Below are 21901 nucleotides of genomic sequence, written 5' to 3'. Positions count from 1 at the left end.
CATGTGTGGAATCGTTGGTGCCGTAGCCGAGCGCAACATCACTGCCATCCTCATCGAAGGCCTCAAGCGTCTTGAGTATCGCGGGTACGACAGTGCCGGCCTGGCCGTGTACACCCAACAGGGCGAACTGCAGCGTCGCCGCCGTATCGGCAAGGTCGCCGAGCTGGAAGCCGCTGTTGCTGCCGAGCCGCTGAACGGCCAGCTGGGCATTGCCCACACCCGTTGGGCCACTCACGGTGCGCCGACCGAAGGTAACGCCCACCCGCATTTCTCCGGCAGCGAAGTGGCCGTTGTGCACAACGGCATCATCGAAAACCACGAAGAGCTGCGTGAAGAGCTGAAAGGCCTGGGGTACGTGTTTACCTCGCAGACCGACACCGAAGTCATCGTGCATCTGATCCACCAAACCCTGAAGACCGTTCCGGACCTGGCCGATGCGCTGAAGTCCGCAGTCAAGCGCCTGCATGGTGCCTATGGCCTGGCGCTGATCAGCGTGGCACAGCCAGACCGCCTGGTCGCCGCACGCAGTGGCAGCCCGCTGGTAATTGGCCTGGGCCACGGCGAGAACTTCCTGGCTTCCGACCAACTGGCCCTGCGCCAGGTCACCGACCGCTTCATGTACCTGGAAGAGGGTGATATCGCCGAGATCCGTCGTGACCAGGTGAAGATCTGGGACCAGGCTGGCCACCCGGTACAGCGTGAAACCGTGCAATACCACGAAGGCGCCGAAGCCGCCGACAAAGGTGCCTATCGCCACTTCATGCTCAAAGAGATCCACGAGCAGCCGACTGTAGTCCAGCGCACCCTGGAAGGCCGTCTGGGCAAAGACCATGTGATGGTCCAGGCTTTCGGCCCGCAGGCTGCCGAGCTGTTCGCCAAAGTGCGCAACGTGCAGATCGTCGCTTGCGGCACCAGCTACCACGCCGGTATGGTCGCCCGTTACTGGCTGGAAAGCCTGGCTGGCATTCCTTGCCAGGTCGAAGTGGCCAGCGAGTTCCGCTATCGCAAGGTAGTGGTGCAGCCAGACACCCTGTTCGTCTCGATCTCCCAGTCCGGCGAAACCGCCGACACCCTGGCCGCCCTGCGCAACGCCAAGGAACTGGGCTTCCTCGGTAGCCTGGCCATTTGCAACGTCGGCATCAGCTCGCTGGTACGCGAGTCCGACCTGACCCTGCTGACCCTGGCCGGCCCGGAAATCGGCGTGGCCTCGACCAAGGCCTTCACCACCCAGCTGGTCTCGCTGATGCTGCTGACCCTGGCCCTTGGCCAAGTGCGCGGCACCCTCGAAGCGGGCGTCGAAGCCGGGCTGGTGGAAGAGCTGCGCCGCTTGCCAGCGCGCCTGGGCGAGGCCCTGGCCATGGACAGCACCGTGGAGAAAACCGCCGAGCTGTTCGCCGACAAGCATCACACCCTGTTCCTCGGCCGTGGTGCGCAGTACCCGGTGGCCATGGAAGGTGCGCTCAAGCTCAAGGAAATCTCCTACATCCATGCCGAAGCCTACCCGGCCGGTGAGCTCAAGCACGGCCCGCTGGCGCTTGTGGACAACGACATGCCAGTGGTGACCGTTGCGCCGAACAACGAACTGCTGGAGAAGCTCAAGTCCAACCTGCAGGAAGTGCGTGCCCGTGGTGGCGAGCTGGTGGTGTTCGCTGATGAGAATGCCGGCATGAGCAACGGCGAAGGCACCCACGTGATCAAGGTGCCGCACATCGCTGACGAGCTGGCGCCTATCCTCTACACCATCCCGCTGCAACTGCTGTCGTATTACGTGGCAGTGCTCAAGGGCACTGACGTCGACCAGCCGCGTAACCTGGCGAAGTCGGTGACTGTTGAATAAGCGCTGGTTCTTCGGAAAAGCGAAATGGTTTTAGAGAATTAAATCTGTCGCTTAAAAATAAAAACTGTCGCAGAAGGAGGGAGCCACTCTGGCTCCCTTCTTCGACATTTCAGCCTCAAGCTGATTGTGCTAAAGCTTGCAGTATGAATGTTTAGCCTCTTCGCACCTTTGCTTTCCAGGCAGGCATGTTGAGTATTGAGAGTGATGCTGATTTATCGGCGACTTCTATCAGGATGCCGGCGCTGATTGAAAATTTACCCAGTGGGTCAATGTTCGCTCAGCGGCATCAATGCTTGCCCCACGTCGTGTAAAATTCGATCACAAGGGATACATTGGGCTGGAGGAAACATGAAGTCTCACTCGCACAACGTCAGTGGGAAAAGCCCAGCTCCCGGCAATGCGAAGAAATTCGCTGTATGGGCCAGGAAACTCTGGCCGCTACCAATCCTGTTGCTCGCCACGCTGGCTCGGGTGTACGGCTCAACGGCCTCCGCCATTTGGTGCGACGAGGGCTCCAGCTTGTTAATGAGCCAGTATTCACCCTCGCTCATCTGGGTCCACAGCGCCCATGACGTACACCCACCGCTTTACTTTCTCCTTCTACACGCCTGGATAGGTGTGTTCGGGGACAGTATCTTTTCGGTGAGGTTCATCAGCGTGCTGACAGGTGTCGGTACTGTAGCCCTGGGCATGTGGCTGGTTTATCAGATTGCAACACGCCATGCAGCCATATTGGCTGGTGTTTTGTTGGCCTTGCTGCCAATTGCAGTACGTTACAGTCAAGAAGTGCGCATGTACTCCCTAATGGGGTTTTTTCTGCTGGGCGCAACCATCGCGCTTGTATATTGGGTAAAAAACCCTGAGCGCTACCGCTACCTTTGCGTGTATGTGCTGTTAATAACGGCAAGTTTCTATACTCATTATTTCACGGGCCTTTGCGTACTGTCTCACTGGGCCTATCTATCGGTTGTACGCGGCGACAGACACCGCCTCATCACTCGGCCGTCATGGTGGGTCGCCAACAGCTTGATCGTCTTGTTGTATATCCCCTGGATTCCCAACTTGGTAGACCTGCTGCAGCACCTTGACCAACTCAAGGCGGGTGGCGACATTGGCTGGATACTGCCCGTTACACTGTATTCACTGCCATCGACCCTCTGGCAGGATCTGGCCCTTACCGATGGTCTGAATCTGAAATGGCCAGTCTACTTTGCACTGCCACTGGCATTGGCGCTGGTAACGGGCGCTGTCTGCCGACATGATCGAAGCCCGCATAGATTCCATACGCTAATGGCGATCTATACGTTTCTCCCGTTGATCGTCGTCTTTTCTGTCTCGTGGATAACGCCACTTATGGTCGAGCGTTATCTGATGTTTTCCGCCCTGGGCTTTCCGTTAATACTGGCAGTCGCCATTGATCGAATGAGGCGTCGTTTTCGATACGCAGCAATAGCCACCCTGGTGACCTTTCTGGCGGTAGAGCTGGGCGGCCTGAGTAGTTACTACCAAAAGGATGAAGATCAGTTCAACAAGCTGGTCAACTTCGTCAATGAAAACTATCGTGCCAACGACCGTATCATCGTCAGCGATCTTTTCTGGTATTTCAGCTACGTCTACTATAACAAGACCGGGTCAGTGCCACTGCTCTATACGCCGCCACAGGCCAACGGCGCTTCGGGTCGGCCAGGTAACTACGGATTTGGCACACTGGTGAACCATGATGCCGATAAAATCTATTTCGACAGCCTTGAAAATCTACCCGTTGGCCAAACCAGAGTCTGGTTGATAAGCAATAGCGAACCGCCCGATGATTTCTCACCCATACCGGATAATTGGAATAAGGTCAGTACGCTAAAAGTCGGCGATACCCAAGTGCGCCTTTATACTATTGGCATGGCCTATAACGCAAAAGCAGACTAGCAATCGAAGGTCCGCCGTCGCGAGCGTGCCACATACTCCTGTAGGAACGGCTTTAGCCGCGAAGCAAGCCACGCGAGGTGAGGATCGAGGCGGTATCTTCAAGGGCCCACGCGTCTCATTGATGTCATCCGCGCATCAATTAATGAAAAATGAACGATTATCTCCAGCGCCGCTTTCGACGATCATTCCGGAAATAAGCACTTACAATTATTAAGAAACGCTGGAGATCCACCATGAGTCTGCCGTCACGCTCGGTGCCCGAGGGCAAGTCCAAGGCCGGTATGGTCTTCCGGGTAACGTCCGGAAACTTCCTCGAACAGTTCGACTTCTTCCTGTTCGGCTTCTACGCCACGCACATCGCCGGGGCCTTCTTCCCCGCGTCCAATGAATTCGCCTCTTTGATGATGACCTTCGCTGTGTTCGGCGCAGGCTTCCTCATGCGCCCGCTGGGTGCGGTGATTCTTGGGGCGTACATTGATGACGTAGGCCGACGCAAAGGGCTGATCGTCACCCTGGCGATCATGGCCAGTGGGACCTTGCTGATCGTGCTGGTGCCCGGCTACGCCAGCATCGGGCTATTGGCCCCGGCGCTGGTGCTGATCGGGCGCTTGCTGCAAGGGTTCTCGGCGGGTGCTGAACTGGGCGGTGTTTCGGTGTACCTGGCCGAAATGGCCACGCCTGGGCACAAGGGCTTCTACGCCAGCTGGCAGTCCGCCAGCCAGCAGGTGGCGATCGTCGTCGCCGCGGCGCTGGGCTTTGCCCTCAACGAATGGCTGTCTGCCGCCGAGATAGCCCAGTGGGGCTGGCGTGTGCCGTTCGGTGTGGGTTGCATGATCATCCCGGTGATCTTCCTGCTGCGTCGCAACCTGCAGGAAACCGAGGAGTTCGCCGCCCGCGAGCATCGTCCTACCATGAAGCAGGTACTGGCGACGCTGGCTGCCAACTCTGGTGTGGTGCTGTTCGGCATGCTGATGGTGGCCATGACCACCACGGCCTTCTACATGATCACCGTGTACGCGCCGACCTTCGGCAAGACCGTGCTGCAACTGAGCACCGGCGATGCGTTGCTGGTGACCTTGCTGACGGCAGTGTCCAACTTCATCTGGCTGCCCATCGGCGGCACACTCAGCGACCGCGTCGGGCGCAAGCCGCTGCTGCTGGCCATGTCGCTGATGACCGTGATCACCGCCTACCCGGCGCTGACTTATCTTGCGCAGTCGCCGACCTTTGGCCATATGCTCGAAGTGCTGCTGTGGTTCTCGTTCCTGTACGGCATGTACAACGGTGCAATGATCCCGGCGCTGACCGAAATCATGCCGGTGGAAGTGCGGGTGGCAGGTTTCTCGCTGGCCTATAGCCTGGCGACTGCACTGTTCGGTGGCTTCACCCCGGCGATCTCGACCTGGATGATCCACGTCACCAACGACAGGGCCGCACCGGCCTACTGGATGATGTTCGCTGCGCTCTGTGCATTCGTCGCTACCTGGATGCTCTACCGTCGCCTGGCCAACCGCGCAGCGGTGGCCGCATGAGGGCTTCGTTGAAAGCGTTGCTGGCCGCTACTTTGCTCGCTGGTTGCAGCCTTGCCCAGGCTGCCGAACTGACCGTGATGACCTCGGGCGGCTTCACCGCCGCCTACAAGCAGCTGGGGCCGCAGTATGCGGCGCAGAGCGGCGATACCCTGGTCACCGTGCTGGGCCCGTCCATGGGCAAGGCCCCCGAGGCGATCCCCAATCGTCTCGCGCGTGGCGAGCACGCCGATGTGGTGATCATGGTCGGCTATGCACTGGACGAGCTGATTCGTCAGGGCAAGGTCGACCCGGCGTCGCGGGTGGAGCTGGCGGACTCGCGCATTGGCCTGGTGGTCAGGGAAGGGCAGGCCAAGCCTGCCATCGGCACGGCTGACGAATTGAAGCAGACCTTGCTGGCGGCTCAGTCGGTGGCCTACTCGGACAGCGCCAGCGGCGTGTATATCGAGAAGGAGCTTTACAAGAAGCTGGGTATCCAGGACCAGCTGGTCGGCAAGAGCACCATGGTGGAGCGCATTCCGGTGGCCTCGCAGGTGGCCAAGGGCACCTATCAGCTTGGCTTCCAGCAGGTTGCCGAGCTGCTGCCAGTGCCGGGTGTCACTTACGTTGGCAAGATTCCGGAAAGCCTGCAGTCGGTGACCCGCTTTGCCGCTGGCATCCCGAAAACCGCCGAGCACCCGGCCGAGGCGAAGCAGCTGCTGAACTACCTCGCGTCGCCCGACGTGCAGCCTGCCGTGCGCGCTACCGGGCTGGATTCAGTCGCCCGGTAATACGCCTGGCAGTTCGCGGATCAACCTGACCATCTCAAGTGCCGCAGGCGTCAGCGTGCGGCCGCGGCGCGTGAGCAGGCCCATCTTGCGGCTGACCTCCGGCTCGACCAGTGCAATGCTGGCAAGGATCGGATGCGGGGTCATCGGCAGCGCGATCGATGGCACCGCCGCGATACCCAGGCCCGCTTCGATCAGGCCGAGCAAGGTGGTCACGTGCCTGGCTTCACACACACTCTCTTTGCTGATTTGCATCCCGGCCAACGCCCGATCCAGTACCAGGCGGTTACCTGAAGATTTGCCCAGGGTGATGTAGTCATGCTCGTAGGCTTGTGCCCAGGTCACCTTGTCCAGCTTGGCCAGCGGATGATCCTGGCGGCAGGCGATGACATAGCGCTCCTCGAGCAGAACGCTGAACTCGATCTCCGGGGCGAGGTTGCCCGTGAAGCTCAGGCCGAAGTCTGCTTCACCGGAGGCCACGGCGGCGCTGACTTCATTGGCGGAGGCGTCGTACAGGTTGATCCGAACTTTCGGATACTGCGAATGGAAGGCGCGGATCGCGTGGGGCATGAAGTAGTAGGCCGCTGACGGCACGCAGGCGATGGTCAGGGTGCCGGTGCGCAGCGAGCCACCATCACCGACGCTGAGCAGCGCCAGGTCCAGGTCGTCCAGCAGGCGTTCGACCTGAGGCAGGAAAGCGCGCCCGACATTGGTCAGCGACACCTTGCGCGTGGTGCGTTCAAGCAGCTTCACGCCCAGTGCCGACTCGAGTTTCTCGATGCGCCGGCTCAGCGCCGACTGGGTGATGCGAATGGTATCGGCGGCGCGGCGGAAGCTGCCTTGCTCAACGACAGCGCGGAAAGCTTGCAGGTCATTCAGATCGAAGTTGATGCTCAACCGGTGGGCCCCGCTGGTTTGATCGAAAGCGTGCATCAATGGTATTTCGAAAAAACCGGCGGAGCCAGCTGGGTCAGATCTGCATGGCCATGCCGTGCACGTTCATCGCGGCCTGGCGCAGGGCTTCGGAGCGGGTCGGGTGCGGGTGGCAGATCAGGGCGATGTCTTCAGCCGAAGCGGCGAACTCCATGGCCACGCAGAACTCGCCAATCATCTCGCTGACGCTCGGGCCAACCAGGTGCACACCGAGTACCTCATCAGTGTTGGCATCGGCGATGACCTTGGCGAAGCCTTCGGTCTCGTGGTTGATCTTGGCGCGGCTGTTGGCGGTGAAGGGGAACTTGCCGACCTTGTAGGCGCGGCCTTCGGCCTTCAGTTGCTCTTCGGTCTTGCCGACGGTGGCCAGTTCCGGACGGGTGTAGATCACGCCCGGGATCAGGTTGTAGTTCACTTCATGGGGCTTGCCGGCGATGCGCTCGATGCAGGCGACCGCTTCGTCTTCAGCCTTGTGCGCCAGCATCGGGCCGGAGGTGACGTCGCCGATCACCCACACGCCCGGAACCGAGGTGCGGTGGTGCTCGTTGCTCAGCATGCCGCGCTTGTCGGTTTCCAGCCCTACGCTCTCAAGGTTCAGGCCCTTGGTATAAGGACGACGGCCGATTGCGACCAGTACATAGTCGGCCTGCAGGGTTTCAGCGGCACCACCAGCAGCCGGCTCCAGGGTCAGGCTGACACCGTCGGCTTCAGTCTTCGCCTGGGTAACTTTGCTGCCGAGCTTGAAGGCCATGCCTTGCTTGGCCAGGGCTTTCTGCAGGGTCTTGGCGGTTTCTTCATCAGTGCCCGGGCAGATGCGGTCGAGGTACTCGATGACGGTGACCTGTGCACCCAAGCGGCGCCATACCGAACCCAGCTCCAGGCCGATGACGCCGGCGCCGATCACCACCAGGTGCTTGGGGACCTGCGGCAGGGCCAGGGCACCGGTGGAGTCGATGATGCGCTGGTTGTCGATGGTCACGCCGGGCAGGGGAGTGGGCTCGGAGCCGGTGGCAATAACGATGTCCTTGGCCTGCAGTGCGGTCTCGCTGCCATCTTCTGCCTTGACGATGACCTTGCCTACGCCATCCAGGCGGCCCCAGCCTTTGACCCAGTCGACCTTGTTCTTGCGGAACAGGTACTCGATGCCCTTGGTCAGGCCGGTCACGCTCTCGTCCTTCTGTTTCATCATCTGGGCGAGGTTGAGAGTCGGCTTCACTTCGATGCCGAGGTGGGCGAACTCGTCGCCGCTGGCCGCTTCGTAAAGCTCGGAGGCGTGCAGCAACGCTTTGGATGGCATGCAACCGACGTTCAGGCAGGTGCCACCGAGGGTCGAGCGGCCTTCCACGCAGGCGACGCTGAGGCCCAGTTGGCCAGCGCGGATCGCTGCGTTGTAGCCGCCAGGGCCGCCGCCGATGATCACCACGTCATAGGATTTCATGGGTTTTGTACTCCAGATGAGGAAGCGCGAGAGGGGCATAAGGTTAAGCTGAGAAGCGCAGATTGTATACAATCTGTTGCCTTCATCAGATCAGTTGGTTCTAGACCTTGGTCTTGTTTAGAGGAAAGCTCCTACGAATGAACTACTCTGATCCGGCGACGTTCGAAATATCAGGCGTCGTGGCCTTTTAGGGAAAGGAGGAGTGTTCATGCTTGCTCAACTTCCACCGGCACTGCAGAGCCTGCATCTGCCGCTGCGGCTGAAACTGTGGGACGGCAACCAGTTCGATCTGGGCCCAAGTCCTCAGGTCACCATCCTGGTCAAGGAGCCACAGCTAATCAGCCAGCTGACCCATCCAAGCCTGGACCAGCTGGGTACTGCGTTCGTGGAGGGCAAGCTGGAGCTGGAAGGTGATATCGGTGAAGCCATTCGCGTCTGCGACGAACTCAGCGAAGCACTGCTGCTCGACGACGATGACACCCCTCCAGAGCGCTTCTCCCACGACAAGCGCACAGACGCCAAGTCTATTTCCTACCACTACGATGTCTCCAATGCCTTCTATCAACTCTGGCTCGACCAGGACATGGCCTATTCCTGCGCCTATTTCCGTGAGCCGGACAACACCCTGGATCAAGCCCAGCAGGACAAGTTCGACCACCTGTGCCGCAAGCTGCGCCTGGATGCCGGTGATTACCTGCTCGATGTGGGCTGTGGCTGGGGAGGGCTGTCGCGTTTCGCCGCGCGTGAATATGGCGCCAAGGTATTCGGTATCACCCTGAGCAAAGAGCAGCTCAAGCTTGGGCGCGCGCGGGTAAAGGCAGAGGGCCTGGCCGACAAGGTCGACCTGCAGATTCTCGACTACCGTGACTTGCCTCAGGATGGCCGCTTCGACAAGGTCGTCAGCGTTGGCATGTTCGAGCACGTCGGGCATGCCAACCTGGCGATGTATTGCCAGAAACTGTTCGGTGCGGTCAGGGAGGGTGGCGTGGTGATGAACCATGGCATCACTGCCAAGCACATTGATGGGCGACCGGTCGGGCGAGGGGCTGGTGACTTCATCGACCGTTACGTATTCCCCAATGGTGAGCTGCCGCACTTGTCGATGATCACTGCCAGCATCTGTGAAGCCGGGCTGGAGGTGGTGGACGTCGAGAGCCTGCGCCTGCACTACGCCAAGACCCTTCATCACTGGAGCGAGAACCTGGAGAACCAGCTGCACAAAGCAGCGGCGCTGGTGCCGGAGAAGACCTTGCGCATCTGGCGCCTGTACCTCGCCGGTTGTGCCTACGCATTCCAGAAGGGCTGGATCAACCTGCATCAGATTCTGGCTGTGAAGCCGTATGCCGATGGGCACCATGATCTGCCTTGGACGCGGGAAGACCTGTATCGCTGATCATGCACCGGATGAAGAAAGGGCCGCATAAGCGGCCCTTTCTTCATTCAGAGGATGGGTGAAATCAATCGCGCAATGCGCATTCCCAGCTGCTGGACACGATGGGTATCGCGGCTGTCCTCCGCGGTGATTTCGCGTGCCTGTTCGAAGTCTTCCAGCAACATCGCCTCCACCTGGTCGGCAAACGGGCGGTCCACCGTCAGCAAGGTGATCTCGAAGTTGAGCCGGAACGAGCGGTTGTCCAGGTTGGCGCTGCCGATCGCGCTGACCTCGTCATCCACCAGCACCACCTTCTGGTGCAGGAAGCCAGGCTGATAACGGAACATCCTCACCCCTGCGCGTACCGCTTCAAATGCGAACAAGCTGGAGGCTGCATAGACGATCTTGTGATCGGGCCGAGACGGAATCAGCACGCGCACATCCACCCCTCGCAGCACTGCCAGGCGCAACGCGGCGAACACGGCTTCGTCCGGAATGAAGTAGGGGCTGGTGATCCATACCCGTTTGATCGCCGAATGGATGGCTTCGATGAAGAACAGCGAACAGGTTTCCTGTGGGTCTGCCGGGCCACTGGCCAGGGCTTGGCATAGCACGCCGTTGTCGGGGTAGGTATCCGGCAGGATCAAGGGTGGTAGCTGGCGCGTGGCCCAGTACCAATCCTCGGCAAACGACTCTTGCAGGCAGGCCAGCACAGGGCCGCTGATCTGCACATGGGTATCGCGCCAAGGTGATAGATGAGGGTTCTTGCCGAGGTACTCGTCCCCTACGTTATGCCCACCGATGAAGCCCAGCAGGCCATCGACCACCACGATCTTGCGGTGGTTGCGGAAGTTGATCTGGAAGCGGTTGAACCATCCGCGGCGGGTCGCGAAGGCATGGATCTGTACACCGCCATCACGCAGTACCTGGCTGTAGCTGGCGGGTAGGGCATGGCTGCCGACACGGTCATACAGCACGAATACCTTCACGCCTTCGGCCGCCTTGCGCAGTAACAACTGCTGCAGATCTTTGCCAAGAGCGTCGTCGTGGATGATGAAGAACTGCACGAGTACCGCTTCGCGTGCCTGCTCGATGGCAGCGAAGATGGCATCAAAAGTGGCTTTGCCATTGATCAGCAGCTTCACTTGGTTATTGGCCAGGCAAGGCATTCGCCCGAGTTTCGGCATGGCACGCAAGGCCGCGTAGCTTTCCGACTCTCTGGCGGTGAGGGCTTCTTCAACCCACGGTCGCCAGTTGAGGTTGGCCATCGCCACGTGCATTTCCTGGTTGGCCTGGCGCCGGGCCTGGATGTAGGCGTAGAAGGATCGCGCACCAAAGATCAGGTAGGGAATCAGCGTGAAGTAAGGAATGAAGAACAGCGACATGGCCCAGGCGATTGCGCCTTGGGCGGTACGCACGGTGAACACTGCATGCAACGCGGCGATCATGCCGAGCAAATGAATCAGGCCGAGCACGTAGCCGAAAAAGTAGGGGCTGTGGTAATCCATACGCATCCTGCTTGCCGAATACACAGCGGATAACAGAACACGTTCCACGTCCGGCTTGCAACCTGAAAGCGGATTTGGCGTCTAAGGCTGAGCCCGGCCCGTTGGCCGGTTTTTCGAGGAGCGTTCGTACATGAAGATTCGTCTGCCACTGTTGGCTCTGGCCCTGGGCCTGAGCAGCCCCCTGGTGCATGCGCAGATGTTGCAGCCTGGTTTGTGGGAGCTGACTACCAGCAACATGCAGGTCGATGGCAAGCCGTTACCCGATATGCAGTTCATGCTCGGGCAGTTGAAGAACCTGCCTCCGGAACAGCGGGCCATGATGGAAGGGGTACTGGCCAAGCAGGGCGTCACGATTGGCGGCAATGGCGTGCGTTCGTGCCTGACGCCTGAACAGGTGCAGACCAACGATATTCCGTTGCAGGATCCGAAGTCTGGCTGCACGCAGAAAATCACCGACCGCACAGGCAACGTCTGGAAGTTTCAGTTCAGCTGCCCGAAAGCCCAGGGGACTGGTCAGGCGACGTTCCTCAGCGACAAGGAATTCACCACGCAGGTCAACGGCACCTTCAATGCTTCGGGCGTTCAGCAGCAGGGCAGCATGAACACCCGGGCCGTATGGCTCGGCAACGACTGTGGAACAGTCAAACCGCGTACCTGAGTTTCACCACTGCCATTGGTTGCTGGCTACCGCATCGTGGGCATGCAGGCTCTCTGCATGTTCCACGCGCAGCTTGAAAGCGGTCGCCCACTGCAACTGCCGCAGCGACTGATGCAGTCGCCGCGCGGCGTCCTCACAGAACATCAGGTTCTGCCCATTGGCCAAGGCGAACGCCTGTTCGTCTGCACGCTTTACGGCGGTCTGAACAGCCGTACCCAGGCTGGCCTCAATCTGGTCGATCAATTCGGTTATGGGTAACGACGCCAGGTTGTCTTGCAGTCGCACGCTGATCAGCGCGTGGCTGCGCTGACTATGCGGCGTTGCAACGATGCCCTGGCTGCTGCCCAACCATTCCAGTACTGCAGAGCGCTCCAGGTGCTGCCCAGAAAAATCAGCCTCGAACTGCTGTTGAATCAGTTGCCTTGCCAGCGCTGCCGAACAGGGGCAGGTTGAGGAGTAAGGCACACGAACTGATAGTTCCACGTGGAACATTTCATTTTCTATCTTCGCTTCCAGGGTGATCGGGTAGCGCTTCCAACCTGCGAGTGGGCTGACCAACGCGGGTCGTTTCAGCAGGTGCTCGAAAGCCAGGTTGAGATAAGCCGCGTTGGAAAGCCCGTCATGACTGGCGAGAAAGTCTGCCAGAAGACGGCGAATGGCCAAGGGCGTCAGTGGCTGCTGTTCAAGCGATGCCAGTGCTAGATAGAGGCGAGACATGTGAATGCCCCGCGAAGTGCCATCGACCAGGCTGACACCTGCATCAGCCATGGCCGACACCTGACGGCCGTCGAACTGGATGGGTAAGGCGATACCACACATGCCGACCCAATCAAGCGGGACAGCGTGCGCTTGGGACTGTGTGGCAATGTCAGGAAGCGTGAGGCTAGTCATGGGAGTACCAGGCAAAAGGGTCAGCGACAGCCGCCAACCAGGCTGCAATGCACGTTGAAACGTTGGCCACTGGAACTGGACACGCGATTCAACGTCGTCCATCCAACACGCCGGCTGTAGCCGAACCAGGCTTCACCATCGCTGGCCAGCCCGGTGAAGAACGTCAGCGTGCCGTAGCGGCTGTTGGTCTGCGACCAAAGCCGGCGCGTCTGCGTGTCGAAGCCGCGTAAGTAGAAATGGCTGCCTTCGGTGCGCACGCTGTAGTAATTGCCGTTGCCGTCCTGGCAGGCGAGCAGCGTTGCGCTACGGGTACACAGCGGCAGCGAATTGCTCTGCGCCAACGCCAGCGCTGGTAGCGGTGTGAGTAACAGCAGCAACAGGGCTGCAGGTGACAAGCGCATTTGCATCTCCGAAGTACGCTTCCGACGAGTACGGCTTGGCGAAATTGTATTGTTACTTTATAACATTATGCAATGCATCGTTTCGAGTGCGTCCGCCTGAAGAGGTTTCACCATGTCCAATCGCCTTCCTGTCACCGTGCTTTCCGGCTTTCTCGGCGCCGGCAAGAGCACCTTGCTCAACCATGTACTGCGCAACCGCGACAACCTTCGGGTCGCGGTGATCGTCAACGACATGAGTGAAATCAACATCGACGCCAGCGAGGTGCAGCGCAACGTCAGCCTCAACCGTGCTGAAGAAAAACTGGTTGAGATGAGCAACGGCTGCATCTGCTGCACCCTGCGTGAAGACCTGTTGGAGGAAGTCGCGCGGTTGGCCGAGGAAGGCCGTTTTGACTATCTGCTGATCGAGTCCACCGGTATCTCGGAGCCGCTGCCGGTCGCCGAGACGTTCACCTTCCGCGATGAGCAAGGCCGTAGCCTGTCCGACATGGCGCGCCTGGACACCATGGTCACCGTGGTCGATGGCCTGAACTTCCTGCGCGATTATCAGCAAGCCGACAGCCTGGCCAGCCGTGGCGAGACGCTGGGTGAAGACGATGAACGTTCCATCAGCGACCTGTTGATCGAACAGGTCGAGTTCGCCGATGTGCTGTTGCTCAGCAAGATCGACTTGATCAGCCAGCACGAGCGCGAAGAACTCACCGCCATTTTGCGCAGCCTCAATGCCCGTGCGCAGATCGTGCCGATGGTCATGGGCCAGGTGCCGCTGGCGCGTATTCTTGACACTGGGCTGTTCGACTTCGACCAGGCCGCGCAGGCACCCGGCTGGCTGCAGGAGTTGCGCGGCGCGCACATTCCGGAAACCGAGGAGTACGGCATCGCGGCGACCACCTGGGAAGCCCGCCGGCCACTGCACCCGCAACGCTTCTTCGACTTTATCCACAACAGCTGGAGCAACGGTCGGTTGCTGCGTTCCAAGGGCTTTTTCTGGCTGGCCAGCAAATTCCAGGAAGCCGGCAGCTGGTCGCAGGCCGGAGGCATGATGCGTCACGGCCTGGCCGGGCGCTGGTGGCGTTTTGTGCCGCGCGAGCATTGGCCACAGGATGAGCAGAGCACAGCGGACATTCTCAAGCATTGGCAGGCTGAAACCGGTGACTGCCGCCAGGAGTTGGTATTCATCGGGCAGAACATCGACTTCGCCAGGTTATCCACAGAGCTGAATGCTTGCCTGCTGACCGATGAGGAAATGGATTTGGGGCCGATGGCCTGGCTTCGCTTGCCGGATCCGTTCGGCCCCTGGCATGCCGAGGAAGCAGCATGAACCCGGCATTGCGCCCTGTGGATATTCGCCAGGCCTTTGGTGAAGCGCCAAAGGTGCTTACCGAGATCTTCCAGGATGGCGTGAACCTGGCTGTCTGGCAGCGCCGCTTGCCCGCGCAGGTGGAAGACTTTGCCGCCTTGGCGGTCAGCCTCGGCCAGTCCCTGGCTGACCAGCGTGTGCTCGATGTGAACGAGCACGAGCCGCCGTTATTGCCTGGCTTGTTGCAGGAGGCTGCCGACTTGCATGGTTACGAGGGGTTTGTTGCCGACGTGAAGTGGCTGGTATCAGCCTACACCTGCCTGCTCGGTGCACGGCGGGTAGGGCTGAGGCTGCGAGTGCTGCAAGGTGCAATGTGCCCGCGCTTCCATGTGGATAACGTGCCCTTGCGCTTGCTGACCACCTATGTCGGCCCTGGTAGCGAATGGCTGGAAGAAGGCGCAGTAGAGCGGATTGGCCTGCACTTGTCGCCGGCACCTGTGGATAACATTCGCACCTTGCAGGCGGGCGAGGTGGCTGTCCTCAAAGGGGAAAAATGGTTGGGCAATGAAGGCGCGGGACTTATCCACCGCTCGCCCGCCAGTGAGCAGCGGCGGCTGTTGCTCAGCCTTGACTGGCTGGCGTGACGGGGCATAGTGGGGTGAATTCCCCATAGAAGCCCTGGCATGCTGCAGAACATCCCCACCCACGTCATTGCCGGCCCCTTGGGGGCCGGCAAGACCAGCCTGATCCGCCAGTTGATGGCCCAGCGCCCGGCAAACGAACGCTGGACCGTGCTGGTCAACGAGTTTGGCCAGGTCGGGCTCGATGCGGCCTTGCTCAGCCGTGACGAGGACGGTATTGCCATCGGCGAAGTGGCCGGTGGCTGCCTGTGCTGCGTGAACGGCACACCGTTCCAGGTCGGGCTCGGTCGCCTACTGCGCAAGGCACGGCCCGACCGGTTGTTCATCGAGCCTTCCGGGCTTGGTCATCCTGTGCAATTGCTTGATCAGTTGCAGCAGGCACCCTGGGTAGGAGTGCTGGCGGTGCAGCCGTTGGTGATGGTGCTGGATGCTCATGCACTGGCCCGAGGTGAGCCGCTACCAGAGGCTCAGCAACAGGCCTTGCAGGCAGCAGCGCTGGTTGTACTGAACAAGACAGACGCTGTGGATGAAGATTTTAAGCTGTTGATAAATAAAGAATTTTTAAATATCCACAAGATTTGGACCTGGCAGGGCTTGGTCGAACTCAAAATGCTGCCCGTTTCATCCACAAGTCAGTTTAGTGACAATTCTGTGAATAATTTGCCTGAAGCAAGTCTGTCCACAGCCTCTTCAGCCCTGTGGATAGATCCTGCTTTGCCAATTTGTTCTGCCCAGGAGGGAGAGGGGGGTTGGAGCATCGGCTGGCGCTGGCACCCCAGTCAGCGATTTGATCCACAGCGCTTGCAGGCGTTTCTCGCGGCCTGGCCATGGCGGCGCGCCAAGGGAGTTATCCACAGTGTCGATGGATGGCAGTCATTCAATGGGCTGGAAGGTGACTTGCCGCAGTGGCAGCCAAGCGAATGGCGCAAGGACTCGCGTATCGAGCTGATATTTGATCAAGTGCAATCTCAATCAGTGTTGGCGCATGCGCTCACCCGTTGCCTGATCGGATAACTGATTTGGGCTGCTTTGCAGCCCTTCGCGGGCATGCCCGCTCCCACAGGTATTGCACTGCTCATGTGGGAGCGGGCGTGCCCGCGAAGGGCCGCAAGGCGGCCCCAACTTCAGTTGCGCCAGCGGTTGTGCTCCTGGCGCCACTGCTGCATCTCGATCACATTGTCAGCCCGTGGCGGCGTCTTGATCTCGAACGGGTAGGGTGCCAGTTCGATCTGCACACTGTGGGCGCCGAACTGGGTCGCGGTACCAGGGTGGCGTTGTTCGCCGGTCACGGTGAACTCGAAGGCATAGACCCGGGCCAGGCGCTTCTTGCCATTGGCATCGCGGATGAACGCGATGCGCTTGAGCGCAACGGCGTCATCCAGCAGCTCCAGGTCGAGCTTTGCGCAATGCTGTTTGACCCGCTCCAGGGCCTTCTCGCGCAGCCCATGGTTGTGCCATAACCAAGCGCCTGCCGTGGCCAACAACATCAGGACGAAGAGATTCTCCAGGGTCAACATTTACGTATGCTCCAAACAGGTCGAACCAGCTTAACTGCGTCCCTGGCCTGTCGTACAGGTGGCAATCGAGTCCATACTGCGCGCTGCACAATCCTTGAAACAGCTTTGGAATCTTCCCGCATGAAACGTACCCCGCATCTGCTCGCCATACAGTCCCACGTGGTGTTCGGCCACGCCGGCAACAGCGCTGCGGTGTTTCCCATGCAGCGTATCGGGGTCAACGTCTGGCCCCTCAATACCGTACAGTTTTCCAATCACACTCAGTATGGCCAGTGGGCGGGCGAAGTGCTCGCTCCAGCGCAAATTCCTGCGTTGGTGGAAGGTATTTCCAACATTGGCGAACTGGGCCACTGCGACGCCGTGCTATCGGGCTACCTGGGCAGCGCCGAGCAGGGCCGGGCGATTCTGGCTGGCGTCGAACGCATCAAGGCGGTGAACCCGAAAGCGCTCTATCTGTGTGACCCGGTCATGGGCCATGCGGAGAAGGGCTGTATCGTGCCGCAGGAGGTCAGCGAATTCCTGCTCGATGAAGCCGCGACCAAGGCGGATATCCTGTGCCCTAATCAGCTGGAACTGGACAGCTTCTGCGGCCGCCGTGCGCAATCGCTCGAGGACTGCGTCAGCATGGCGCGCAGCCTGCTCGAGCGCGGCCCGCAAGTGGTGCTGGTCAAGCACCTGTCGTATCCGGGTCGTGCTGAGGATATGTTCGAGATGTTGCTGGTGACCCGCGAAGAGAGCTGGCACTTGCGTCGCCCCCTGTTGGCCTTCCCGCGGCAACCGGTTGGAGTAGGTGACCTGACGTCAGGGATGTTCCTGGCCCGGGTGCTGCTGGGCGACAGCTGGCTGCAGGCCTTTGAATTCACGGCGGCGGCCGTGCATGAGGTGCTGCTGGAAACCCAGGCCTGCGCCAGCTACGAACTGCAGCTGGTGCGGGCCCAGGATCGCATCGCCCACCCGCGCGTGCGCTTCGAAGCGCAGCGCCTGGCTTACTAGATCGCGTCGGTTTTAAGGTCCTGGTAGCGCTTTTCCAGTTCCTGGCGGATCTGGCGGCGCTGCTGGCCCTGCAGGAAGCGGCGCTTCTCTTCGCTGGATTGCGGCTGGCGAGGCGGCACCGGCACCGGGCGGCGGTTGTCATCGACTGCGACCATGGTGAAGAAGCAGCTGTTGGAATGGCGTACCGAGCGCTCGCGGATGTTCTCGGTGACCACCTTGATACCTACTTCCATCGAGGTGTTGCCGGTGTAGTTGACCGAGGCAAGGAACGTTACCAGCTCGCCGACGTGAACCGGCTCGCGGAAGATCACCTGGTCGACCGACAAGGTCACCACATAGCTACCGGCATAGCGGCTGGCACAGGCATAAGCCACTTCGTCGAGGTACTTGAGCAGGGTGCCGCCGTGTACGTTGCCAGAAAAGTTGGCCATGTCCGGTGTCATCAGGACGGTCATGCTCAGCTCGGCGTTTCCAGGTTCCATAGTGTGCTCACGGTGAGATTGCGCTGAATCGGGGCGGGTATCTGCTGACACTTCTGTTTCCCCTCTTGAAGGTTTGCCTTCCTGCATTACGGGACGTTGCCGGACGTTCCGTCGTCACGCCAATTACGTCATCAGAGACGGCTGATCAGCCGATCTGTTTCTGCATATTGCACCGGCTTTTTGCGGCGGGGTGCGATGTTAACCTGAGTACGCCCATGCAACGTGGGCGTTTCTGCATTCAATACAGTATGTACTTGCTGCTCGCTCAGCTTTGCCTTGGCAGAGGAGCGGTCTGCCCGGGCATCCAGCAAAGTCGAAAAGGAGTATCGCGCCATGCATGCCATCAGCTTCATCCAGGACCTGGCAGTGATCATGCTGGTCGCCGGTGTGGTGACGATCCTCTTTCATCGCCTCAAGCAGCCCGTGGTACTGGGCTACATCGTCGCCGGCTTCATCATCGGCCCGCATACGCCACCGTTCGGCCTCATCCACGATGAAGACACGATCAAGACCCTGGCCGAGCTGGGGGTCATTTTCCTGATGTTCTGCCTGGGCCTGGAGTTCAGCTTGCGCAAGCTGTTCAAGGTTGGCGCCACGGCATTCATCGCGGCGTTCCTGGAAATCATCCTGATGATCTGGATCGGCTTCGAGATCGGCCGCTGGTTCGGCTGGAGCACCATGGATTCGCTGTTCCTCGGCGCGATCCTGGCGATTTCCTCGACCACCATCATCGTCAAGGCGCTGAATGACCTGAAGATGAAGAACGAGCGTTTCGCTCAGCTGATCTTTGGCGTGCTGATCGTCGAGGACATTCTTGGTATCGGCATCATCGCCTTGCTGTCCGGCATTGCCGTCAGTGGCACGGTCAGCTCCGGCGAGGTTTTCTCGACGGTCGGCAAGTTGTCGTTGTTCATGATCGTCGCGCTGGTCATCGGCATCCTGCTGGTGCCGCGGCTGCTGGCCTACGTGGCTAAATTCGAAAGCAACGAGATGCTGCTGATTACGGTCCTGGGACTGTGCTTCGGTTTCTGCCTGTTGGTGGTCAAGCTGGAATACAGCATGGTGCTGGGGGCCTTCCTGATCGGTGCGATCATGGCCGAGTCGCGCCAGTTGCTGAAGATCGAACGCCTGATCGAGCCGGTGCGCGACCTGTTCAGCGCGATCTTCTTCGTCGCCATCGGCCTGATGATCGACCCACAGGTGCTGGTCGATTACGCATGGCCAATCGTGGTCATCACCCTGGCGGTGGTGCTGGGCAAGATGTTGTCGTGCGGTATGGGCGCATTCATCGCCGGTAACGACGGGCGTACCTCGCTGCGGGTTGGCATGGGGCTTTCGCAGATTGGCGAATTCTCCTTCATCATCGCCGCACTGGGGATGACATTGCAGGTCACCAGCGACTTCCTCTACCCGGTGGCTGTGGCGGTCTCAGCCATTACTACCTTGCTCACGCCATACCTGATCCGCGCTGCCGACCCTCTGTCGCGGAAGCTTGGCAACGTCGTACCCCGTCGGCTGGCGCGGGTGCTGTCGCTTTATGGGGAGTGGTTGCGCAACATCCAGCCGCAGGGCGAGAGCGCCATGCTGGCGGCGATGATCCGGCGCATCCTGCTGCAGGTGGGCGTCAACCTGGCACTGGTGATCGCGATTTTCTTCAGCGGCGGTTATTTCGCCGGGCGCATCGGCGATTGGCTCAATGAGTGGGTGACGGATGTCAGCCAGCAGAAAGCGCTGATCTGGGGCGCGGCGTTGCTGTTGTCGCTGCCGTTCCTGATTGCCGCTTATCGCAAGCTCAAGGCACTGTCGATGTTGCTGGCGGAGATGGGGGTGAAACCGGAAATGGCCGGGCGCCATACCCAGCGCGTGCGTCGCGTGGTTGCCGAGGTGATTCCGCTGCTGTCGCTGCTGGTGATCTTCCTGCTGCTGTCGGCGTTGTCGGCGAGCATCCTGCCGACCAGCGAGCTGCTGCTGGTGATCGCGGTGGTAGCGGCGGCGGTGGTGGCGTTGCTGTGGCGCTGGTTCATCCGCGTGCATTCGCGGATGCAGATCGCCTTGCTGGAGACGCTGGAGAACAGTCGCGATCATTCGCACTGAGAGAGCATTGCCCTCTGCGCAAGATTTCACCGTCGTCCGAGGGGATGGAGCGGTAGCGATGTCGCCAGGCGCAGAAAGCCTGGCGATTTTAACTACATTGATGGCACTAAGCCATTGTTTTTCCTGTGTGTCAGCTTTCCAGCCACACGTCTCGCGCCCAGTGCCACACCGATTCCCAATTGTCCTCGGCAGTAGCTTCTTCTTCTGCAACCCACAGCACCACGGTGCCGTCTTCTTCGACGCAGTAGTAGTCGTCGCCGTCTTGGCACAGTGGAATCAGGTCGCGTGGCACGCCGGCATCCCAGGCATTGGCCGCGACATCGGGCAGGTAGGTGTGCGACTGGGGATCAGTAACGGTTACCGGCTCCAGCGAACCGTACACCACATCGCTGACGGTCAGCAGAAACTCTTTGAACACGAACGGAATGTTGATGAACAGCTCTTCCTCGATCTCTACCAGCTGGTCCTCGTCGGGAAGCTCCAAGGGCACCGGCACGGGTTCATTGGCTTCACGGAGTTGTTCGATCACTTCTTCCACGGCTTACATCCTCTGACCTTGATGACAACGCTGCGCGTTATACCCTAGTAGCCTGCTCTGGCAAAAGCAAAAACCCCGGGACAGGCCCGGGGTTTTTTGTGCAACGTGCGACGGTTAACCGTTTTGACGGATACCGGCGACCAGCCAAGGCTGGTTCTCGCCCTGGGCGCGAACCATGTGCCAGCTTTCGCTGAAGGCCTCACCCTGGTCGAAGCGCGAGGTCTTCGACACGCCACGGAAGGTCAGGGTGGCGTCGGTGCGGTCGGCGCGATCGTCGACACCGTCCAGTTGCACATCGAGGTCATCGATGTAGGTGGACTGGAAGCCATCACCCAGGTCGGCACGCTCGCGCTTGAGGAACTCGAGCATCTGCGGGGTGACGAACTCGGCGATCTTGTCCATTTCGTTGGCATCCCAGTGCTGCTGCAGCGACTGGAAGTGGCTGCGGGCTGCGGCCAGGAAGCTCTGCTCGTTGAACCAGGCCGGGGCGTTGATCACCGGAGCGGCTGCGGCGGCAGGGGCAGCCGAACCACCGAAGATCGACGGTTGGGCAGGCTGCTGGCCGTGGGCTTCACGCTGGAACGGTGCGTGGCCTGGAGCGGCCATTTGCGGCTGCTGCTGGCGACGGCGTGCGGCAATGAAGCGGAACACCAGGAAGGCGATCAGGCCCATGATCAGGAAGTCCATGATCTGCATGCCCTGGAAGCCGTCACCCATGAACATGGACGCCAGCAGGCCACCGGCGGCGAGGCCGGCCAGTGGGCCCAGCCAGCGCGAAGCACCGCTGGCGGCGGCCGGGGCGCGGCCAGGAGCGGTCGGCGCGGCAGCAGGCGTGGTTGGCGTAGCCTGGCGGGTCTGGTGGATAGGCGCGGCGCCCGAGCTCTTGCCGCCGCCGAAACGCTTGGCGTTGGCGTCCAGGCTCAGCGTCAGGCCGACGCAGAGCGCCAGTGCGATGCTAAGAAAACGTTGCATAAATGGGATTTCCCCTGTTGTGGATTGCACGCGCGCCATGGTGCACAGGTTCCTGTGCACATGACCAGCGACAAGATGTTTCCAGCTTTTGCCTGGAATGTTTCGAGGCT

Annotated in this window: 20 protein-coding genes; 11 read left to right on the top strand and 9 right to left on the bottom strand. The window is 60.2% G+C overall.

Annotated features, from left to right (window positions below; all coding sequences use genetic code 11):
• The first annotated feature begins 1 nt into the window (after window position 1).
• The 4 genes from glmS to N430_RS21710 all read left to right on the top strand — a co-directional run bounded on the left by glmS (window position 2) and on the right by N430_RS21710 (window position 6056).
• Entirely contained in the window at window positions 2-1837 is a 1836-nt protein-coding gene (glmS, locus tag N430_RS21725; RefSeq protein WP_110638896.1) for a glutamine--fructose-6-phosphate transaminase (isomerizing), read from the top strand.
• Window positions 1838-2185: 348 nt separating this feature from the next.
• A complete protein-coding gene (locus N430_RS21720; RefSeq protein WP_110638895.1) occupies window positions 2186-3757 on the top strand; it encodes a glycosyltransferase family 39 protein in 1572 nt (523 codons plus the stop codon).
• Window positions 3758-3990: 233 nt separating this feature from the next.
• Window positions 3991-5289: an MFS transporter gene (locus N430_RS21715; RefSeq protein WP_110638894.1), complete on the top strand. Its 1299-nt coding sequence runs from the start codon at window positions 3991-3993 to the stop codon at window positions 5287-5289.
• Window positions 5286-6056, top strand: a complete 771-nt coding sequence (locus N430_RS21710) for a substrate-binding domain-containing protein (protein ID WP_110638893.1) — start codon at window positions 5286-5288, stop codon at window positions 6054-6056. Before N430_RS21715 ends, N430_RS21710 begins: the two co-directional genes overlap by 4 nt.
• Here the strand turns inward: N430_RS21710 and N430_RS21705 are convergent.
• Together N430_RS21705 and lpdA are read right to left on the bottom strand one after the other, a co-directional pair.
• Window positions 6042-6950 (bottom strand): LysR family transcriptional regulator, encoded by a 909-nt coding sequence (locus N430_RS21705; RefSeq protein WP_110638941.1) that lies wholly within the window; start codon window positions 6948-6950, stop codon window positions 6042-6044. The two genes, N430_RS21710 and N430_RS21705, sit on opposite strands and share 15 nt — an antisense overlap.
• Before the next feature lie 73 nt (window positions 6951-7023).
• Window positions 7024-8424: a dihydrolipoyl dehydrogenase gene (lpdA, locus tag N430_RS21700; RefSeq protein ID WP_110638892.1), complete on the bottom strand. Its 1401-nt coding sequence runs from the start codon at window positions 8422-8424 to the stop codon at window positions 7024-7026.
• 208 nt (window positions 8425-8632) lie between these two features.
• Between lpdA and cfaB the strand changes: the two genes are divergently transcribed.
• Complete coding sequence (gene cfaB, locus N430_RS21695) at window positions 8633-9817, top strand: C17 cyclopropane fatty acid synthase CfaB (protein ID WP_110638891.1); 1185 nt, start codon at window positions 8633-8635, stop codon at window positions 9815-9817.
• 47 nt (window positions 9818-9864) lie between these two features.
• On the opposite strand, the gene cls is transcribed toward cfaB, so the two are convergent.
• Window positions 9865-11304, bottom strand: coding sequence for a cardiolipin synthase (gene cls, locus N430_RS21690; RefSeq protein ID WP_110638890.1), 1440 nt, complete (start codon window positions 11302-11304; stop codon window positions 9865-9867).
• Between the two features lie 130 nt (window positions 11305-11434).
• Here cls and N430_RS21685 point away from each other — a divergent pair, with 130 nt between their 5' ends.
• A complete protein-coding gene (locus N430_RS21685; RefSeq protein ID WP_060483822.1) occupies window positions 11435-11962 on the top strand; it encodes a DUF3617 domain-containing protein in 528 nt (175 codons plus the stop codon).
• Window positions 11963-11965: 3 nt separating this feature from the next.
• Here the strand turns inward: N430_RS21685 and folE2 are convergent, their stop codons facing one another.
• Together folE2 and N430_RS21675 are read right to left on the bottom strand one after the other, a co-directional pair.
• Window positions 11966-12853, bottom strand: a complete 888-nt coding sequence (gene folE2 / locus N430_RS21680; protein WP_110638889.1) for a GTP cyclohydrolase FolE2 — start codon at window positions 12851-12853, stop codon at window positions 11966-11968.
• Between the two features lie 20 nt (window positions 12854-12873).
• Window positions 12874-13254, bottom strand: coding sequence for a glutamine synthetase (locus N430_RS21675; protein WP_110638888.1), 381 nt, complete (start codon window positions 13252-13254; stop codon window positions 12874-12876).
• A gap of 112 nt (window positions 13255-13366) precedes the next feature.
• Between N430_RS21675 and zigA the strand changes: the two genes are divergently transcribed.
• The 3 genes from zigA to N430_RS21660 are packed head-to-tail and all read left to right on the top strand — an operon-like array spanning window position 13367 to window position 16209.
• A complete protein-coding gene (gene zigA / locus N430_RS21670; protein WP_110638887.1) occupies window positions 13367-14575 on the top strand; it encodes a zinc metallochaperone GTPase ZigA in 1209 nt (402 codons plus the stop codon).
• Window positions 14572-15198: a DUF1826 domain-containing protein gene (locus N430_RS21665; protein WP_110638886.1), complete on the top strand. Its 627-nt coding sequence runs from the start codon at window positions 14572-14574 to the stop codon at window positions 15196-15198. Before zigA ends, N430_RS21665 begins: the two co-directional genes overlap by 4 nt.
• A 39-nt stretch (window positions 15199-15237) precedes the next feature.
• Entirely contained in the window at window positions 15238-16209 is a 972-nt protein-coding gene (locus N430_RS21660; RefSeq protein ID WP_110638885.1) for a GTP-binding protein, read from the top strand.
• Between the two features lie 110 nt (window positions 16210-16319).
• Here the strand turns inward: N430_RS21660 and N430_RS21655 are convergent, their stop codons facing one another.
• Complete coding sequence (locus tag N430_RS21655; protein ID WP_110638884.1) at window positions 16320-16712, bottom strand: DUF3301 domain-containing protein; 393 nt, start codon at window positions 16710-16712, stop codon at window positions 16320-16322.
• A gap of 120 nt (window positions 16713-16832) precedes the next feature.
• On the opposite strand from N430_RS21655, the gene pdxY reads away from it, so the two are divergent.
• The gene (gene pdxY / locus N430_RS21650; protein ID WP_110638883.1) at window positions 16833-17705 is read left to right on the top strand and encodes a pyridoxal kinase PdxY; all 873 of its coding nucleotides are present in this window, start codon (window positions 16833-16835) and stop codon (window positions 17703-17705) included.
• On the opposite strand, the gene N430_RS21645 is transcribed toward pdxY, so the two are convergent.
• Window positions 17702-18187 carry an acyl-CoA thioesterase gene (locus tag N430_RS21645; RefSeq protein ID WP_110638882.1) on the bottom strand — a complete coding sequence of 162 codons (486 nt, stop codon included), beginning with the start codon at window positions 18185-18187 and terminating at the stop codon, window positions 17702-17704. The genes pdxY and N430_RS21645 overlap by 4 nt on opposite strands.
• 333 nt (window positions 18188-18520) lie before the next feature.
• Between N430_RS21645 and N430_RS21635 the strand changes: the two genes are divergently transcribed.
• On the top strand, window positions 18521-20281 hold the full coding sequence (locus N430_RS21635) for a cation:proton antiporter (RefSeq protein ID WP_110638880.1): 1761 nt from the start codon (window positions 18521-18523) through the stop codon (window positions 20279-20281).
• 130 nt (window positions 20282-20411) lie between these two features.
• On the opposite strand, the gene N430_RS21630 is transcribed toward N430_RS21635, so the two are convergent.
• Window positions 20412-20819: an SMI1/KNR4 family protein gene (locus N430_RS21630; RefSeq protein WP_103448421.1), complete on the bottom strand. Its 408-nt coding sequence runs from the start codon at window positions 20817-20819 to the stop codon at window positions 20412-20414.
• A gap of 114 nt (window positions 20820-20933) precedes the next feature.
• Window positions 20934-21791: a Tim44 domain-containing protein gene (locus N430_RS21625; protein ID WP_110638879.1), complete on the bottom strand. Its 858-nt coding sequence runs from the start codon at window positions 21789-21791 to the stop codon at window positions 20934-20936.
• Window positions 21792-21901 lie beyond the last annotated feature (110 nt).

The organism is Pseudomonas sp. CC120222-01a (assembly GCF_003097235.1).
Lineage (GTDB): Bacteria > Pseudomonadota > Gammaproteobacteria > Pseudomonadales > Pseudomonadaceae > Aquipseudomonas.
This window is presented reverse-complemented; position numbering and strand designations above follow the sequence as displayed.

Excerpts from the sequence above, each read along its gene's own strand:
- glmS (WP_110638896.1), top strand. The coding sequence starts at position 2 with ATGTGTGGAATCGTTGGTGCCGTAGCCGAGCGCAACATCACTGCCATC.
- N430_RS21720 (WP_110638895.1), top strand. The coding sequence starts at position 2,186 with ATGAAGTCTCACTCGCACAACGTCAGTGGGAAAAGCCCAGCTCCCGGC.
- N430_RS21715 (WP_110638894.1), top strand. The coding sequence starts at position 3,991 with ATGAGTCTGCCGTCACGCTCGGTGCCCGAGGGCAAGTCCAAGGCCGGT.
- N430_RS21710 (WP_110638893.1), top strand. The coding sequence starts at position 5,286 with ATGAGGGCTTCGTTGAAAGCGTTGCTGGCCGCTACTTTGCTCGCTGGT.
- lpdA (WP_110638892.1), bottom strand. The coding sequence starts at position 8,424 with ATGAAATCCTATGACGTGGTGATCATCGGCGGCGGCCCTGGCGGCTAC.
- cfaB (WP_110638891.1), top strand. The coding sequence starts at position 8,633 with ATGCTTGCTCAACTTCCACCGGCACTGCAGAGCCTGCATCTGCCGCTG.
- cls (WP_110638890.1), bottom strand. The coding sequence starts at position 11,304 with ATGGATTACCACAGCCCCTACTTTTTCGGCTACGTGCTCGGCCTGATT.
- N430_RS21685 (WP_060483822.1), top strand. The coding sequence starts at position 11,435 with ATGAAGATTCGTCTGCCACTGTTGGCTCTGGCCCTGGGCCTGAGCAGC.
- folE2 (WP_110638889.1), bottom strand. The coding sequence starts at position 12,853 with ATGACTAGCCTCACGCTTCCTGACATTGCCACACAGTCCCAAGCGCAC.
- N430_RS21675 (WP_110638888.1), bottom strand. The coding sequence starts at position 13,254 with ATGCGCTTGTCACCTGCAGCCCTGTTGCTGCTGTTACTCACACCGCTA.
- zigA (WP_110638887.1), top strand. The coding sequence starts at position 13,367 with ATGTCCAATCGCCTTCCTGTCACCGTGCTTTCCGGCTTTCTCGGCGCC.
- N430_RS21665 (WP_110638886.1), top strand. The coding sequence starts at position 14,572 with ATGAACCCGGCATTGCGCCCTGTGGATATTCGCCAGGCCTTTGGTGAA.
- N430_RS21660 (WP_110638885.1), top strand. The coding sequence starts at position 15,238 with ATGCTGCAGAACATCCCCACCCACGTCATTGCCGGCCCCTTGGGGGCC.
- N430_RS21655 (WP_110638884.1), bottom strand. The coding sequence starts at position 16,712 with ATGTTGACCCTGGAGAATCTCTTCGTCCTGATGTTGTTGGCCACGGCA.
- pdxY (WP_110638883.1), top strand. The coding sequence starts at position 16,833 with ATGAAACGTACCCCGCATCTGCTCGCCATACAGTCCCACGTGGTGTTC.
- N430_RS21645 (WP_110638882.1), bottom strand. The coding sequence starts at position 18,187 with ATGGAACCTGGAAACGCCGAGCTGAGCATGACCGTCCTGATGACACCG.
- N430_RS21635 (WP_110638880.1), top strand. The coding sequence starts at position 18,521 with ATGCATGCCATCAGCTTCATCCAGGACCTGGCAGTGATCATGCTGGTC.
- N430_RS21625 (WP_110638879.1), bottom strand. The coding sequence starts at position 21,791 with ATGCAACGTTTTCTTAGCATCGCACTGGCGCTCTGCGTCGGCCTGACG.